The organism is Clostridium estertheticum (assembly GCF_011065935.2).
In the GTDB taxonomy this organism is placed as follows: Bacteria; Bacillota; Clostridia; order Clostridiales; family Clostridiaceae; genus Clostridium_AD; species Clostridium_AD estertheticum_A.
In genome coordinates this window covers 4,857,236-4,874,488 of sequence record NZ_JAAMNH020000001.1, presented here as the reverse complement: position 1 = coordinate 4,874,488, position 17,253 = coordinate 4,857,236, and the positions used below count along the sequence as shown (strand labels likewise).

The 17,253-nt window shown below is 30.9% G+C and carries 14 protein-coding genes; 5 read left to right on the top strand and 9 right to left on the bottom strand.

Annotated features, from left to right (window positions below):
- Positions 1-34: 34 nt before the first annotated feature.
- The 5 genes from G9F72_RS23145 to G9F72_RS23125 form a co-directional block, all read right to left on the bottom strand.
- Positions 35-1,612, bottom strand: a complete 1,578-nt coding sequence (locus G9F72_RS23145) for a glycine betaine ABC transporter substrate-binding protein (RefSeq protein WP_164958138.1) — start codon at positions 1,610-1,612, stop codon at positions 35-37.
- Complete coding sequence (locus tag G9F72_RS23140) at positions 1,605-2,741, bottom strand: ABC transporter ATP-binding protein (RefSeq protein ID WP_164958139.1); 1,137 nt, start codon at positions 2,739-2,741, stop codon at positions 1,605-1,607. The genes G9F72_RS23145 and G9F72_RS23140 overlap by 8 nt, the downstream gene beginning before the upstream one ends.
- Positions 2,742-2,922: 181 nt before the next feature.
- Entirely contained in the window at positions 2,923-4,500 is a 1,578-nt protein-coding gene (locus G9F72_RS23135) for a glycine betaine ABC transporter substrate-binding protein (RefSeq protein ID WP_164958140.1), read from the bottom strand.
- Entirely contained in the window at positions 4,493-5,626 is a 1,134-nt protein-coding gene (locus G9F72_RS23130; RefSeq protein ID WP_164958141.1) for an ABC transporter ATP-binding protein, read from the bottom strand. The genes G9F72_RS23135 and G9F72_RS23130 overlap by 8 nt, the downstream gene beginning before the upstream one ends.
- 277 nt (positions 5,627-5,903) lie before the next feature.
- The gene (locus G9F72_RS23125; protein ID WP_164958173.1) at positions 5,904-6,530 is read right to left on the bottom strand and encodes a TrkA C-terminal domain-containing protein; all 627 of its coding nucleotides are present in this window, start codon (positions 6,528-6,530) and stop codon (positions 5,904-5,906) included.
- Positions 6,531-6,889: 359 nt separating this feature from the next.
- Between G9F72_RS23125 and G9F72_RS23120 the strand changes: the two genes are divergently transcribed.
- On the top strand, positions 6,890-7,375 hold the full coding sequence (locus G9F72_RS23120) for a VanZ family protein (protein WP_164958142.1): 486 nt from the start codon (positions 6,890-6,892) through the stop codon (positions 7,373-7,375).
- 70 nt (positions 7,376-7,445) lie between these two features.
- A complete protein-coding gene (locus tag G9F72_RS23115) occupies positions 7,446-8,213 on the top strand; it encodes a hypothetical protein (protein ID WP_164958143.1) in 768 nt (255 codons plus the stop codon).
- Positions 8,214-8,283: 70 nt separating this feature from the next.
- Here G9F72_RS23115 and mgtE read toward each other — a convergent pair whose 3' ends face one another.
- Positions 8,284-9,627 (bottom strand): magnesium transporter, encoded by a 1,344-nt coding sequence (gene mgtE / locus G9F72_RS23110; RefSeq protein ID WP_164958144.1) that lies wholly within the window; start codon positions 9,625-9,627, stop codon positions 8,284-8,286.
- Positions 9,628-10,211: 584 nt separating this feature from the next.
- On the opposite strand from mgtE, the gene G9F72_RS23105 reads away from it, so the two are divergent.
- Positions 10,212-10,952 carry an NADPH-dependent oxidoreductase gene (locus G9F72_RS23105; protein WP_164958145.1) on the top strand — a complete coding sequence of 247 codons (741 nt, stop codon included), beginning with the start codon at positions 10,212-10,214 and terminating at the stop codon, positions 10,950-10,952.
- A gap of 84 nt (positions 10,953-11,036) precedes the next feature.
- On the opposite strand, the gene G9F72_RS23100 is transcribed toward G9F72_RS23105, so the two are convergent.
- Positions 11,037-11,180 carry a hypothetical protein gene (locus tag G9F72_RS23100; protein ID WP_164958146.1) on the bottom strand — a complete coding sequence of 48 codons (144 nt, stop codon included), beginning with the start codon at positions 11,178-11,180 and terminating at the stop codon, positions 11,037-11,039.
- A gap of 252 nt (positions 11,181-11,432) precedes the next feature.
- On the opposite strand from G9F72_RS23100, the gene G9F72_RS23095 reads away from it, so the two are divergent.
- Positions 11,433-12,467, top strand: coding sequence for a ComEC/Rec2 family competence protein (locus G9F72_RS23095; RefSeq protein WP_164958147.1), 1,035 nt, complete (start codon positions 11,433-11,435; stop codon positions 12,465-12,467).
- A gap of 156 nt (positions 12,468-12,623) precedes the next feature.
- On the opposite strand, the gene G9F72_RS23090 is transcribed toward G9F72_RS23095, so the two are convergent.
- Positions 12,624-14,444, bottom strand: coding sequence for a MutS-related protein (locus tag G9F72_RS23090; protein WP_164958148.1), 1,821 nt, complete (start codon positions 14,442-14,444; stop codon positions 12,624-12,626).
- Positions 14,445-14,636: 192 nt separating this feature from the next.
- Here G9F72_RS23090 and G9F72_RS23085 point away from each other — a divergent pair, with 192 nt between their 5' ends.
- Positions 14,637-15,461, top strand: a complete 825-nt coding sequence (locus G9F72_RS23085; protein ID WP_164958149.1) for a hypothetical protein — start codon at positions 14,637-14,639, stop codon at positions 15,459-15,461.
- Between the two features lie 84 nt (positions 15,462-15,545).
- On the opposite strand, the gene G9F72_RS23080 is transcribed toward G9F72_RS23085, so the two are convergent.
- Complete coding sequence (locus G9F72_RS23080; RefSeq protein WP_411955971.1) at positions 15,546-17,039, bottom strand: leucyl aminopeptidase; 1,494 nt, start codon at positions 17,037-17,039, stop codon at positions 15,546-15,548.
- Between the last annotated feature and the right edge of the window lie 214 nt (positions 17,040-17,253).

The following is a 17,253-nucleotide window of genomic DNA, read 5'->3' as shown; positions in this document are numbered from 1 at the left end:
GATATGTTATTAAAACGTATCTCCCTTTTTTAACTTAATCTATTAATTTTTTTGACCTTAAGAAGTCCTCTGCAACAGTCTTAGGATCCTCTCCATTATCTGCTTTTAAATTAAGCTTTTGCATTTCTTGATCTGTAACTTTTCCCTCTAAAAGTTCTAATACACCCTTTAATTCAGGGAATTTTTTAAGCGAATCTGCTCTAACTACAGGAACTGGATTGTAAGGTGGGAAGAAATTCTTATCATCTTTTAATAGTGCAAGATCGAATTTCTGTAATAATCCATCCGTAGAGTTTGCATCTAGAACCTGTGTTTCATTTTTATCAAGTGCAGTATATCTAAGTCCGCCATCTATACCTTTTACACTTTTAAAGTTTATATTATATTTTTTTTGAAGCCCAGGATAACCATCTGGTCTATTTGTAAATTCCATAGTAAATCCTGCATTTAATGTAGGAGCTAATTTTACTAAATCAGATACAGTCTTTATATTATTCTTTTTAGCAAGCTCTTTGTTTATTGCTATTATATAAGCGTTATTAAATCCAATGGGTTTCATTAACTCTATACCATAATTTTTTGAGAAATCCTTTTTTACTAGATCATAAACTTTTGCTGGATCGCTCATAGAAGTTTTTTTTAGTATAGTTATGAGACCTGTTCCAGTATATTCTACATAACAATCTAAATTTTTTGATTTCATAGCATTAAATATTACAGCAGTTCCTCCTAAATTAAATTTTCTTTCAACTTTATATTTTGTTTTATGTTCTATTAAAGAGGCTACCATGTTTCCAAGTATTATTTGTTCATTATAATTTTTAGATCCTACTACTATTGTATTTTTACTTTTATTTAAACTTGCAGCTACTGATCCTACAATAAGTATAAGAGCTAATATTAGGGAACCAATTTTAACTTTTTTGTTTTTAAATAATTTAATAATTTTGCTTGGTTTATTATTAGAAGTTCTTATGCCCTCAGGAACTACTATGTTTTCTACCCTGCCCAAAATGAAATCTAGAACAACTGCAAGTATACAAGCAGGAATAGCTCCAGCTAGAATCATATTATTATTAACAGTTGAAACACCAGAAAATACTAAATATCCCAGTCCACCAGCGCCTATAAAAGCGGCTATAGTCATAAGGCCTACTGCTGTAACTGAGGATACTCTAACACCAGACATTATAATAGGCATAGCAAGTGGAAACCTAACTTTGAGAAGTACCTGTGTTTGGGTAAGTCCCATACCATCAGAAGCCTCAATAAGTGATGGACTTATATTGGTTAGTCCTGTATATGTATTTTTTACAATAGGTAGAAGAGAATACATAACTACCATAATAATTGCGGGTTTACTGCCTATACCAACTACGGGTATTAAAAATCCTAGTAGTGCTAAACTTGGTATAGATTGTACTATATTTGTAAAACCAATTACCGGAGCTGCAAGTTTTCTATATCTAACAATAAGTATTGACAGGGGTATGGCTATTACAACTGCAAGTAAAATTGAAAATACAGTTAGCTGAATATGTTGCATAAGTAAATTCGATATTTCAGCTTTTCTTTCTATTACGAATTTTATAAAAGATGTTATGTTATTCATTATCGTCGACCTCCTCATCATCTATAAATTGATTACTTAATATAGATAAAAGACTACTTTTGGTTATAAGGCCTGACAGCTTTAAGTTATCATCTATTACAGGAACAAAGCTTATTTCTTCTTTCTTTATGAGTTCTAATATATCAATTATAGAATCTTCAACATTTACTGTTAGGATTTCTTTTATCATTATATCTTTAAGCTTTTTAGTTTTAGCTGGATTTTTCCTAATTTGTTTTAAGGTAACAAGTCCACATAAAAGGTTAGTTTTATCTACTACCAGTAAACTATCTACATGACTCGACACCATTATTTCAATTGCTTGGAGTATTGTTCGCTCTCCAACTGATTTTATAGGATGCTCTATCATAATATCTTTTGCTTTTATTAGTTCAGGCTGATTCCATATTCTGTTTTTACCTACAAAGTCTCGTACGAAGTCATTAATAGGATTTTTCAATAGTTCCTCTGGAGTATCAAATTGAACTACAGATCCAGCCTCTAGGATACAAATTTTATCACCTAGTTTTAAGGCCTCATCCATATCATGAGTTACGAATATTATGGTTTTCTTGAAGTTTTGTTGTATATTAAATATTTCATCTTGAAGCTGAGTTTTTGTTATTGGGTCTAGTGCACTGAAGGGCTCGTCCATTAATATTACATCGGGATCCATTACAAGGGCCCTTGCCACTCCCACTCTTTGTTGTTGTCCACCACTAAGCTGCTTAGGGTATTTATTTAAATATTCCTCAGGGGCAAGTCCCACTAAATTTAATAGTTCAAGGACTTTCTCCTTTATTTTCTCCTTTGGCATTTTTTCTATAGATGCTATTAAAGCAATGTTCTCACCTATAGTCAAATGAGGTAGAAGACCTGCTTGCTGTATAACGTAACCCATGTTACGTCTAAGCTTTATAGTATTTTTGGTGTTTATATTATCCCCATCAATTAAAACTTCACCAGAGGTTGGAGTTAGCAGTTTGTTTATCATTTTTAGCGTTGTAGTTTTTCCACAACCACTAGGTCCGATAAAAACAACTAATTGTCCTTTTTCTATAGTGATATTTATATCCTTTAATATAACTTTTCCATTTATGCTTTTGTTTACGTTTTTAAACTCAATCAAAATATAGCCTCCTTAATTATTAAAAGTAACAACTTAAGGATATCATCAAGTTGTTACTTTGTAAAGAATACATGTTTACATGAATAAAGAGTAAATTTCCAGTGAGGCACCCTAAAGTCCTCTAAGCGGTTTAAAAAGAGCGTGATATACTAATTTGCCAGTATATCAAGCTCTCTTTAATTTATTTAATCAATTTTATAGATCTTAAAAAGTCTTCTGCAACTTTTCTAGATTGTTCTCCACTATCTACTCTATAATTGAGATCCCTCATAGTTTTATCGCTAATTTTATTCTCTAAAAGTAGTAATATTCCTTTTAACTCAGGATATTTCTTTAATGTATCCGCTCTTATTACAGGAACTGCATAGTAAGGTGGGAAAAAATTCTTATCATCTTTTAAAAGCTTAAGATCGAATTTTTTAAGTAACCCATCTGTGGCAAATGCATCTAAAACCTGTGTTTCACCTTTTTCAAGGGCTGTATATCTAAGTCCACCATCTATACCTTTTGAATTTTTAAAATTTAGATTATATTTTTTTTGAAGTCCAAGATAACCATCTGGTCTATTTGCAAACTCCATAGTAAATCCAGCATTTAAAGTAGGACTTATTTTTGCTAAATCAGAAATAGTATTTAAATTATTTTTTTTAGCGAAATCTGATTTTACTGCTACTACATAAGTGTTGTTAAATCCTAAGGGGTTCATTACTTCTAGATTATAATTTTTAGGAAAATCCTCTTTCATAACATTATAAACTTTAGCTGGATCCGTCATAGTAGGTTTTTTTAGTATATCTACAAGGCCTGTTCCAGTATATTCTGTATATATATCTACATTTTTTGATTTCATAGCATTAAATACAACAGCGGTTCCTCCTAAATTTAATTTTCTTACAACTTTAATTTTTGTTTTACTTTCTATTAAGGAGGCTACCATATCTCCAAGTAATAATTGTTCATTAAAGTTTTTAGAGCCTACCACAATAGTATTTTTAGATTTAATAAAACTGAAAGCTACTGAGGATATAACTAGTAAAAGAGCGAGTATCAAGGCTCCAAGTTTAAATTTTTTGTTGTTAAAAATAGAATTAGCTTTTCTTGGTTTAACAGGAGTTGTTCTTATTCCTATAGGAACTACTATGTTTTCTACCCTACCTATAATTATGTCTAGAAAAATAGCAAGGAAACAAGCAGGAATAGCTCCAGCTAAAATCATATTATTATTAACAGTTGAAACACCAGAAAATACTAAATATCCCAGTCCACCAGCGCCTATGAAAGCGGCTATGGTCATAAGTCCTACTGCTGTAACTGAAGATATTCTAACACCTGACATTATTATAGGCATAGCTAGTGGGAACCTAACTTTGAGAAGTACCTGTGTTTCAGTAAGTCCCATACCCTTAGCTGCTTCAATAAGTGAAGGATCTATGTTAGTGAGTCCTGTATATGTGCTTTTTACAATAGGTAGAAGAGAGTACATAACTACCATAATAATTGCTGGTTTACTTCCAATACCAAGTAAAGGTATTAAGAATCCTAGCAATGCTAAACTTGGTATAGATTGAACTATATTTGTAAATCCAATGACAGGACCTGCAAGTTTTCTATATCTAACTATAAGTATTCCAAGGGGTATAGCAATTACCACTGCAAGCAATATTGAAAATACAGTTAATTGAATATGTTGCATTAGTAAACCAGAAATTTCAGATTTTCTCTCTATTACGAATTTTATAAAAGATGTTACATTATTCATTATCATCTACCTCCTCATCTATAAACTGGTTACTTAAGATAGATAAAAGGCTGCTCTTTGTAATTAAGCCTGACAGTTTTAAGTTTTCATCTATTACAGGTACAAAGCTTATATTTTCACTCTTTATCATTTCTAATATATCAATTATAGAATCTTCGTTATTTACCGTTAAAAGATCTTTCTCCATTATATCTTTAAGTTTTTTAGTTTTATCTGGATTTGATCTAATTTGTTTTAAGGTTACAAGCCCACATAAAGTGTTAGCTTTATCTACCACAAGTAAACTATCTACATGACTAGACTTCATTATCTCAATGGCTTGCAAAATTGTTCGCTCGCCAACTGATTTTATAGGCATTTCTATCATAATATCTTTTGCCTTAATGAGTTCTGGTTGATTCCAGATTCTGTTTTTACCTACAAAGTCTCGTACAAAGTCATTAATAGGATTTTTTAATATTTCCTCTGGAGTATCAAATTGAACTACGCTTCCAGCATCAAGGATACAGATTTTATCACCGAGTTTTAGGGCCTCATCCATATCATGAGTTACGAATATTATGGTTTTCTTAAAGTTTTGTTGTATGTTGAATATCTCATCTTGAAGTTGAGTCTTTGTTATAGGGTCTAGTGCACTAAAAGGTTCGTCCATTAATATTACATCAGGATCCATTACAAGAGCTCTTGCCACACCTACTCTTTGTTGTTGGCCTCCACTAAGTTGCTTAGGGTATTTATTCATATAATCATCAGGAGCCAGGCCTACTAGATTTAATAGTTCAAGGACCTTAGCCTTAATTTTATCCTTTGGCATTTTTTCTATAGAGGCTATTAACCCAATATTTTCACCTATGGTTAAATGAGGAAGAAGCCCTGCTTGTTGTATAACATAACCCATGTTACGTCTAAGCTTTATAGTGTTTTTTTCTCCTATTTTTTCCCCATCAATTAAAATCTCACCAGAAGTTGGCGTTAGTAATTTATTAATCATTTTTAATGTAGTAGTTTTTCCACAACCACTAGGTCCGATAAAAACGACTAATTGTCCTTTTTCTATAGTTATATTTATATTTTTTAATATAATTTTACCATTTATACTTTTGTTCACATTTTTAAAATCGATCAAAGTATGGCCTCCTTAATTATTGCAAAGTAACAACTTAAGGATAGCATTGAGTTGTTACTTTGTAAAGAATGTATTATTATGTCGAATTTATTATTCCCTTATTAAGGGATATTATAATATTATTTTAAAATTTTCTGAATATTTTAGATTTCAATAAAAAAAATGTGATATATTTATTTTTAAAAGTCTGGTGAATGCCTCATATTTGGGTAAAAAAAAGCCCTTACATCACATTATCATATATCTGTGAAGCAAGGGGTAAGGCACATTTAATTTTTTAGTTTTCTTTAAGAAAGTCTTTAATTCTATAATAACTATTTTCGCTACAAATCACTACAAATATATCATTATCTTTAAATACTGTTTTTGGTCCGGGCGAAAGTATTAATTCATCATTTCGTCTTATACCAATTATAGTTGCTCCTGTATTTTGCCAAAATTTAGCTTGCGATATAGTTTTATTTATTATACTCATTTCAGAATGTATTTCAAACTCAAAAGGTATGAATGGGTTACTATTTTTAAATCTGCTAGAATAATCTACTAGTTCTTCAATAGAATGTTCTATATTTTTATCCAACTCTTTTTTCTTTTCAAGCAAATCCACAATACTTTTTTTTATAGAAGTTATAGAATCTATATCTTTAAATTTATCAATAAATTGCAAACAATTATCTACTGAGTTTATAACAATTCCGCTGCCTTTTGTTACTTTCACTATATCCATGTCACTTAAAAGACTTATAGATCTTCTTACAGTTTCTGGTGACACATTATATTTACTTGCAAGCGAAGAACGCCCGTGTAGCTTATCACCTATTGAAAGATCCCCAGATACTATTCTATTAGCAATATCTATAGCTATTTTTTGATAAACAGGTTTTAAAGTAGAGTTATTAGGCATTTTTGATTTTATCAAAAGTAAAATCTAAACTTTTGATAAATTCACCCCCTTCAAATATATAATAGTTTTTCCAAATCAAGTATAGGTTATAATAGTGGTATTGTAAACAAAAATAGTGCCATCCACGTGGCAAGTGGCAAGAAAAACCAAGGCTAAGGAGAAAACTACTTCATTCTTTAATATATTTAATATCTGTGTTGTGTTATGCTTAAGAGAAATTGTGTTTAACATTATTTTATCACACGCTTTATTTTCAATATCTTTTAGATATGAAAACCATTGGGTAGTAGCGCCAAGGTGATGTGAAAAGTTTAGTAACACTTTAAAAAAATAATAAGGCTTAAGTATAGGAGACATTTATGAGAAAAAATTTAAAAACAAAAACAATAGCCAAGGTTTTACTTTGTGTAATTTGGCTCTGCGTAATTTTTTATAATGGCACAAGGCAAGGAGAAACATCACAAAAAACTAGTAAAGAGGTTATAAAGGTAGCAAGTACAGTTATGAATATCCCAGCAGCCGCAATTGATACACCGGGCGTTAAATTTAATGAGGTGAATTACTATGTAAGGAAAAATGCGCATTTTTTTCAGTACTTTATTTTTAGTATATTTCTTTGTAGTGCGGCAAGGGAATTTAAATTATATAAGATAAGCGAAATATTTTTAGTACTATTTTTTCTTTTACTTTTTCCTGTGATAGATGAGTTTATTCAAAAATTTGTACCAGGTCGAACCTCATTAATTTTTGATGTAATTATTGATTTTAGCGGTGGAGTAATAGCTATGTTAATATATAATATTTGTTATAAATTTCGAAAAAAGAAGGTGGCAGTGAAGTATTAGTAATGCATATTATTGACTTAATATAGTCATAATAAGTAGGTACTAAAATTCACTATGAGGAGACTTGTAAATGAAAAAAACATCTTTAAAAATAAAAATATTAAGTGGAATGTTATGCACGGGCCTCGCACTTTCTGGAACAAGTCTTAGCCTTGCTGCAGTAAAAGATACTGGAAGTGCAAAGGTGGAGCTTGCTTCAAGTATGGATGTTAAAGTTCCTATGGATAAGGAAAACATAAAAGAGGAAAGACAGGCAGAGATGAAAGCCACACTAGACACTGTAATTAATGAGAGTGTAGGATCAGGTATTATTACCAAAGAGGAAGGAGATAAGGTCTTAGAGTATGTAAAGACTAAATCCCAGAAAAGATCTGAAGAAAACAAAACAGATAAAAAATGTAAAAATGGAAAATGTGAAGGTGCAAAAGGCGGATTATTTAATGACCTGGTAACTGATGGTGTTCTAACTCAGGAAAAATCTAATGCACTTAAAGAAAGAATGTATGTTAAGCACACACAGATAAGAACTGAAAAACTAGAAAAAGGCTTAAATACTCTTGTAGCTAGCAAAGTGTTAACAAATGAGCAGAGTGTTAAAGTTAAAGAAGCTATAATGGCAAGGGATGCTGAAAGAAAAGAAAATTACAATAAGATGAAAGATATGAATGAAAAAGAAAGAAAAGATTATATGAAAAAAATCAAGAGCGATAAGGTTAACCCAATGAAAGTACTCCTTGATAATAAAACTATAACTAAAGAGCAAGAAAAAGAAATACAAAAGGTATTGCCTCATTATAACCATGGCAAGCATGGTCACCATTGGGAAAAACAACAATAAAATTAAACTACCAAAGTGTATTATTAAAATGCACTTTGGTAGTTTTTATTTTCTTGTACCTTATAGAGTTCTATATTAAGAAAGGTAAGAATAAAGTGGCAAGTCCTAGGAAAAAGAAGAAGCCTAGAACGTCTGTTACTGTAGTAACAAATACAGCAGAGGCAAGGGCAGGGTCTATATCTAGTTTTTTAAGTACAACTGGTACAGCGAAACCTGATATGGTAGCAGCCACCATGTTTAGTACCATAGATAAACCAATAACTACTCCAAAAACTACATTTTTTTCCCAAAACCATCCTAAAACAGCTACCGCAATACCCACTGAAACACCTGTACATAATCCTACACCAAATTCTTTTAATAATATTTTTTTTGAATTTCTAGCGTCTATTTCTCCAAGAGCAATGCTACGAATAATAATAGTTAGAGTTTGGGTACCTGCATTACCACCCATACCTGCAACTATCGGCATAAAGGTTGCTAAGGCTACAACCTTTTGAATGGTGCCTTCAAAAAGACTAACGGTGGCAGCCGCCATTATAGCGGTTATTAGATTTACAAATAACCAGGGCAATCTACTACTGACGGAGTCTTTAAGAGAACCTGTAACTTTTTCATCTTCTTGTAAACCTGCAAGACGATATAAATCCTCAGTATGCTCATCACTAAGAATTCCCATTATATCATCAGCAGTTACTATTCCTAAAATCTTCATAGTCTCATTGACTACGGGCATAGTTAAAAATCCATATTTTTCAAAGATGTGGCCAACTTCTTCTTGATCCATATCAACGGGTATACTCATGGCATTACTATTCATAATATCAGAGATTTTTACATCAAAGCTACTTACTACTATGTCTCTTAAGGATATAACTCCTTTTAAAAGATCATTTTCGTCTACTACGTATATATAATAAGAAGTTTCTGCCTCAGGAGCTTCCTTTTGTAAGTAAACTAAGGTATCACCTATAGTCATATTCTCTTTTATACTTATAAATTCAGTGGCCATAATCCCTCCTGCACTTTCCGCAGGGTAGGTTAATAACTCTTTTACTTCATCAACATCTTCTTTATCCATTTTTCTCATAATGCTTTTAGCTTCATCCTCTGAAACTGCTTCTAATAGATCTACCAACTCATCGGAGGACATTTCGTGTATGATTGTCTTTTGCATTATTTCGGAATGAATGGATAAAAGGTTAAACTTCTCATCATCATCTGCATCATCAATAATATCTGCAATAACATTAGGTGATAATTTTTGGAATAAATCCATGGTATTTCCCTCATAATCCCTAATAGCCACTAAAATATCAGCAGGATGAATAAATTGAATGAGTTTATTTATTTCATCTATATTTCCGTTTATTAAAAACTCGGTTAGTTCTTTTACGTTTAATCCATGTGACATGACAACCCTCCTAATTGTTATTAGAGGAAGATTGATTGTTAAGTTAAAGCTAGAATATAAATGAATTCTTCCTCTATAATATTAAATTTTATATAATAATTATGATGACTGGGCCCGGAATCCATTTATATCACCTCCAATAAAAATAGCTTTTTAGCACAATACTAAAAAGCTTAAGCATTTAATCAATTTATTATATGCCATGAGCCTTTTAAAGTCAATTGCATATGTGCCTTGCAAATGACATTGCATATGTGCCTTGCAAATGAACTTGGAACTGGAAATTTAATTAAGAAATTCTAATGATTACTAATTATTTACTAATACAAGTATACATCTGAGTATCCTTTCGCTGTTTACATATCAAAATTAGGATATGCAATAATCCTTTTATTTATTAGCCTAGCTACTAAAGTCAGTTATGCACATCTCAGTCATATACATAGCTAAATTTATTCATAGAAATGTAATATGTAACTATAAACAATAAGATTGACAAAAAAATAATTAAGATGTAACATATGATTACAATCTATTAAACGATAAAGATTATTAATAGATAACAAATAAATGGAGATGAAATTATGAATGAAGTAATAAAATTATTAAATAATCATAGATCAATTAGAAATTATACAGATGAATTAATAAGTGAGGAAGATTTAGACTTAATAATAAGAGCAAGTCAATCGGCCCCTTCTTCTATAAATGGTCAACAAGTTACTATAATTGGTGTTAAGGATGAAGTTAAAAAGAAGAAACTTTCAGAGCTTGTGGGAGACCAAGTTTATGTTGATAAGGCACCACTTTTTCTTGTATTTTGCGCCGATTTTTATAGGGCTAAATTAGCTGCAGAAATTACTGGAGAAAAGCTCGTAATTACTGAAAGTGAAGAAGCGAGATTAGTTGGTGCTGTGGATGTAGGCCTGGCGCTTAGTAATGCCATTGCTGCAGCAGAATCTTTGGGGCTTGGAATTGTACCAATTGGTGGAATAAGGAAAGAACCAGAAGCAGTAGCAGAACTTTTAGGTTTACCTCAATTTGTATTCCCAATGGTGGGACTAGCAATTGGGCACCCAGCTGAGGAGTCAGAAGTTAAACCAAGATTTCCTAAGGAAGTTGTGTATCATAGCGAGGTATACAATAAAGATGTATTAGGTAAAATTAAAGAATATGATGAAGTAATTAAAGAGCATATGATAAAAGCAACAGAGGGTAAATTGGATAAAAATTGGAGTGAAACAGTAGCGGGAGTATATAAATATGTATATTATCCAAAGGTTAAGGCTGCAATTGAAAAACAAGGCTTTACAGGTGAAAAATAATATTTATATTAATTTATTTTTTAAAAAAAGTTATACATGCTTTCCATTGAATAGCATGTATAACTTTTTTAATTTTTTTCGATTTTATTCAGCTAAAACTAATTGAACACCATACTTGTTTTTAAAATCTTCGTCTTTGCTACAATTTTTTACAAAAAAGGAGCCTCTTAAAAAAGTAGTTATAGAAATTAAGATAATAAAATTTTTAAATATTAAATTAATTTTCATAACATTTCTCCTTTCCGACAATACTATATTACTATAATACTATTTTGCTCAAAAATAAAATTAAAACACTATTGAATCATAGGGAATTAGTTAAAATATATACATGGTTTATTTGTTAATTGCTAATTTAGAAAAAAATAAATTACATAAAAACCCAAAAAAATTCACAAAAATAAAAAAGTGTTGTATTGTAGTACATAATTGATATATTTGTGAAAATATCATAAAAAGATTAAAAGGGGGTATTCTGTTATGAAAAGATTTAAAATTAAATGTATAAGCTTTTTAATCTTGATTTTATTTGTTTTTATTTTATCTGGATGTGCTAGTAATGCAAGCGATAATGCTAAGAGTGTTGCAAGTAAAAAGCAACAAACAAGTGGCAATACGCAGCAAGGAGTAAAGTCAGATGAAAATAGTAAAACCGTTAAGGAAAGCAATAAAACAGAGGAGGTCAATGCCAAAACAACCCTAGATGCAGAGGGAAAAACTAATTTAGCGGTAAATGGTAATTTAAAAGTTCATTTTATTAATGTAGGACAAGCAGATAGTATTTTAATAGAGCAAGGTTCAAAGTTTATGCTTATTGATGCAGGAAATAATGGTGATGGTAAGCTAGTTAAGAACTACTTGCTACAGCAAGGCGTAAAGAGCTTAGACTACGTTATTGGAACTCATCCACATGAGGATCATATTGGCGGACTAGATTATATAATTAATGATTTTGAAATAGACAAAATATATTTACCTAAAGCCACCTCTACTACAAAAGCTTTTGGAGATGTAGTCACAGCAATAAAAAATAAGGGAATGAAGGTGACTGTTCCAAAACCAGGTGAAACCTTCAATTTAGGTAGTGCAAAATGTACTATTTTAGCACCAAACAATAGTAAATATAAGGATTTAAATAATTACTCCATAGTGGTAAAATTAGAATTTGGAAGCAATTCTTTCCTTTTAACAGGAGATGCTGAAGACGTATCAGAAAGGGAGATTCTTGCAAAAGGCTTTAATGTAAAGGCAGATTTACTTAAAGTGGGCCATCATGGAAGTCGTTCATCTACTACAGATGAATATTTAGCCAAGGTAAATCCAAAGTATGCAGTTATATCTAGTGAAACAGGAAATGATTATGGTCATCCACATAAGGAAACCATGGATAAGTTGAAGAAAAAAAATATATTAGTGTATAGAACAGATGAGCTAGGCACTATTGTTGCGACATCTAATGGGAAAACTATAAGTTTTAACACAAAACCGGGTAGTTACAATGCAGGTACACATTAAGTAAAAGGTAATTACACCTTACTTTTATAAATGATTTATGCAATATTTCTTAGAGTATACTTTTTTTAGTATACTCTAAAAAAACGCCTATTTTTAAAGAAAATATTAAATCTGCATTGCACAATAATTTTATGCGAATTATAAATTATTATTTTACTATGGAATTTCAAGGTCAGGTGGAATTTCAAGTCCTGCCATTTTCATTAAGTATAATGCATTTCTAGTGGTAGAAACTCCAGACCGAAGCTTATAGTCAAAGTATAATTTATCATCTTTATAATATTCTTTAAGGTGATAATTTTTAACTTTCCTATTGGTTTTCTCTATTTCGCCTAGTTCTAAATCATGAGTAGATACAAAGCCTAGTGCATTCTCAGTACTCAGTTTGCTTACCAAAACCTTAGCTCCGGTATGCCTATCTATAGAGTTAGTTCCTTTAAAAATCTCATCTAATAAGAAAAATAGTGGAGCTTTATTTTCCGTAGCGGTTACAAGTTTCTTTATTCTGAGTAGCTCTGCATAGAAGGAAGAAATATTTTTTTCTAAATTATCACTTGTCCTCATGCAGGTATAGATATCCATTATAGAGCAATAAAAATTCTCTGCACATACAGGTGCGCCTGCATAGGCTAAAACCAAATTAATGCCTGTTGTACGAAGTAGTGTGCTTTTCCCAGACATATTGGAACCAGTTATTAAAAGTATATTTTGTGACTTTTCTATGTGAACGTCATTATATACTCTGCTGGTTCCAAGTAGTGGATGGCCCAGGCTTTTAGCTTTAAAAATAGGAGGGTCTTCCTGAAACTTTGGCATTGTCCAATCTCTATGCTCATAGGCAATACTTGATAAACTATTTAAGGCTTCCATTTCACCTATAACCTCTAGCCAAGATTTTAGTGAAGCACCACTAGCACTTTTAAAGCGCTGCAGATTTATTAAACATTGGTAATCCCACAGAGTAAGGATATTTATAGGAATATAATACATGTTTTTTCTATCAGATATTAGGTTTACTAGATTTACTAATTTTTTTATCTGAAAAGAAGCCGTGATTCCTTGACTATTTACAAGTTTTTCTTTTAATTTTATCAAATATTCTGAGCTAAAAGTTTTCTTTTCTATATGCAAAAGGAGTTTATTATAGATAAGAATTGTATTTTTATATTGATGTACAGTATCCAAATCAATACTTGCTGATTTATAGCCAAGTGAGAGCAGTATTATGTGAAGCACAATGGCTAAAAGTCCTATTTTATAAGAAACATTTGAAAAAACAAGTGAGGATACTAAAAGGGATATAGTTATTATTGGCAATATCCTTATTACAGCTATTACCCATGATTTTAGGAAAAACTCATTTTTTATCTGTACCCATTGAAATAGCCCCTCAGGGTTATGATTTTTATTTTCACTAAGGATTGCTTCCGCTTGAAACCTTTGTGTCCACCCAATATTGTTTGAGAGCTCTTTAATTGCGTCCTGTCTTTTATGTATTTGCTGGATACTGTATATAGGCGAAGAGAATGTATCCTTCAATTTTTTTCTGCCAAGATAAGTTGTGCAGGCGTTAATCCATTGAAAAAGGGAGCTCTCACCAAATATATCTAAGTCTTTTGAATAATTGTGATCTTCATCAGAGAAATCATCTCCACTATCAGAGAACTCCTTCCAATTATTATTAAGACGTTTTATACAATTTTTATTAATTTCGCTTAAAATAGAACAACGAATTTTGTTGCGCTTTATCTTGTTATGTTTAATTGCCAAAAATATAAATATGACAAGGGTTGCAATTAATGCAGAAAGGCATAAATAATAATTAGGGCGTAGATAAAAGAAAATGATAAAACCTAAGCCACTTACAAAGACTAAAAATCTTAATAAACTTATAAAACTTATAGTTTCATTTTGTTTTTTTAGTAGATTATCGTAATGCAATTTTCGATTAGCATAAAGTGTTTTTTTAGTTTCCATGACATCCTCCTATGGTTATATATTAGGTATATAATATCATACTATAGGCTTGGTCCGCAATTTTGAATATTAGGATAATATGACCAAATAAATTGGTAGACAGGGATAAATTATTTGTGAATTATCTAATTTGTGGGATTATGTTAGATTATATGTGATAAACTATAATCATTAAGAATAAAAGGAGAGATTATGGCTAGAACTAAAGGATTTAAGAAAATAAGAGGAATACTTACACTAATTATTACATTAGGAGCATTGGCAGTCTTTGCATACATGATATTATATAATGGTGATGTAGTTGTTAAAAAAACAGATTCCACAGAGGTTATAAATAAGCTTATATATATTAAGGCAAAAGGTGGAGAATTTGGATTAATTCAAAAGGAAATAGATGAGTTAAGTAACATATATTTTGAAAAGCCTATAAGTAAAGGCAATATAACTCTACAGGGGGTTAATATAAAATTGTTAAAGGATGAGCTTTTAATTGAGGCTCCTATAAGTTTTAACAAGATTAATTTATTACTTTCTTCTACAGGAAAATTAAGTTTTTCTAATGGAAAAATTGCATATGTTGCTGACAATTTTAAAATAGGAAAGCTACCATTACCTAAAAGTCTGGTAATTTCTCAACTAAAAAAACAAAATAATAAGGCTTTTTATGTGGAGGATAATATAATAAAAATTAAAGAAAGCGTACTTCCTTTTAAGCTTACTAGTTTAAAAATTGTAGATAGCAAAATATTGGGAACAGCTGAAAAATCAGATATAAAAACTTTAATTGAAGATTTTAGTAATAGCAATGTGGCAGATATAGATAAGCAACTAGCGACCTTGGAACAAAAGATACAAGATGCTCTTGTGCTTATGAATGAAACACAAAAACAAGAAATGAAACAAATTCAAAATACTATTGATGGAGTCAAAGGTAAATCGATAGAAGAAAAGAAAAAAGTCATAAGTGATATTAATAGTAAGCTTAATAAGGCTATAAGTGAAACTAAGAGTCAGTAAGTCTTAATGGAGTAAGACAGGATAAGTTATAGTCAAATAAAAAACTATCAAAATACTGAGGTATTTTGATAGTTTTATTTTTGTCTATTTTTCTAGTTGCTTAATTAAGTGATATAGCAATCTAGCTCCGGAACCAGTTCCACCCTTGGAGTCATAATCACTATCTTTTTCTGACCAAGAAGTTCCGGCTATATCAAGGTGTAGCCAAGGTTTTTCCCCTACAAATTCCCCAATGAATAATCCAGCGGTTATAGTTCCAGCGTTTGGTCCGCCTAGGTTTTTAAGGTCTGCTACATCAGATTTTAACAATTCTTTATATTCATCAAAGGCAGGTAATCTCCAAACCTTTTCACCACAAATTTTTGAAGCTTGCTCTAATCTATTATAGAAGAAATCGTTATTAGAAACTACGCCTGTAGCAGTAGTGCCTAAAGCTGAAATAACCGCTCCAGTTAATGTGGCTACGTCCACTACCTTAGTAGCATGCTCTTTTTCAATTATATAATTTACTGCATCTACAAGAGTTAATCTTCCCTCTGCATCAGTGTTAAGAACTTCTATGGTTTTTCCACCCATAGAGCCTATTATGTCTCCGGGTCTGTAACTTTTACCACTAATCATATTTTCACAAGAAGCAACTACAGCCACTACATTTACCTTTGCTTTTAATTTTGTTATAGCAGCCATAGCGCCAATTACAGCGGCGGCTCCACCCATATCAGATTTCATTGTAAGCATTCCAGCAGTAGATTTTATAGATAATCCGCCGGTGTCATAAGTAAGGCCTTTCCCAACTAATCCTACAATTTCATCTTTGTTTTCAGGGTTACCATTGTATCTCATTACAATTAATCTTGGTGGGTTCTCAGAACCTTTAGCTACTTCAAGGAATGCTTGCATATTCAATTCTTTTATGGAAGGTTCATCAAATATTTCTACTTCAAAGCCACTTTCATCACCAGCTTTTTTTGCTTCACTAGCTAGCGCTATAGGACTTAATATATTAGCAGGTTCATTAACCAAGGTTCTAGCTAATATGTTAGCCTGTCCAAGTATTATACCTTCATTAATTCCCTTATCAATACTTTCTAATTCGTCCTCCTGGGTATATATTATAGTAAACTGTTCTAAAGTGGAAACTTTTTTATCAGATTTATACTTATCAAACTTATAACCAGCCATTATCGTAGCTTCGGAAATAGTTCGAGCTGTCTCATCTAAGTTCATTAAACTAATTAAGTTTTCTATATTTATATCAATGGATTTAGATTTAAACGATGCGGCTTCTTTTACTGCTTTTGCTATACTTTTTCTTAATTTGTCTAAATTAAAATCTTCTTTTTTACCAACACCAACTAGGATTATATTTTTAGGACTTTCATTTCTAAATAAATTGATATTTTGAAGCTCTCCATTTTTACATTTAAAGTTTTCACTATCTAATGTAAATTTAATTTTAGACATTAATTCATTGTCTAATGACAAATTTAAATCTTCTAATTTGGAATCCTCAAAATATGTAACAAATTTTGTTTCCGCATCACTGTTGTTAGATTTTATATTTTTGCTATTGAATATCATACATATTCACCTTCTCTTTCTTTTTGTATCAGGCACAGTTATTTATGAGCCTAATTTGTATAAAACGATAATCATTATCAAGTAATATCTAATTTGATTGTAAGCTTAATGACTAATTTTGTCAACACCCATAAAGTTTTTTCTTAAATTATGCTATAACAAAAGTATATATTGCTATAATGCTTTCACATCGCCAAGTAATTCTAAAATA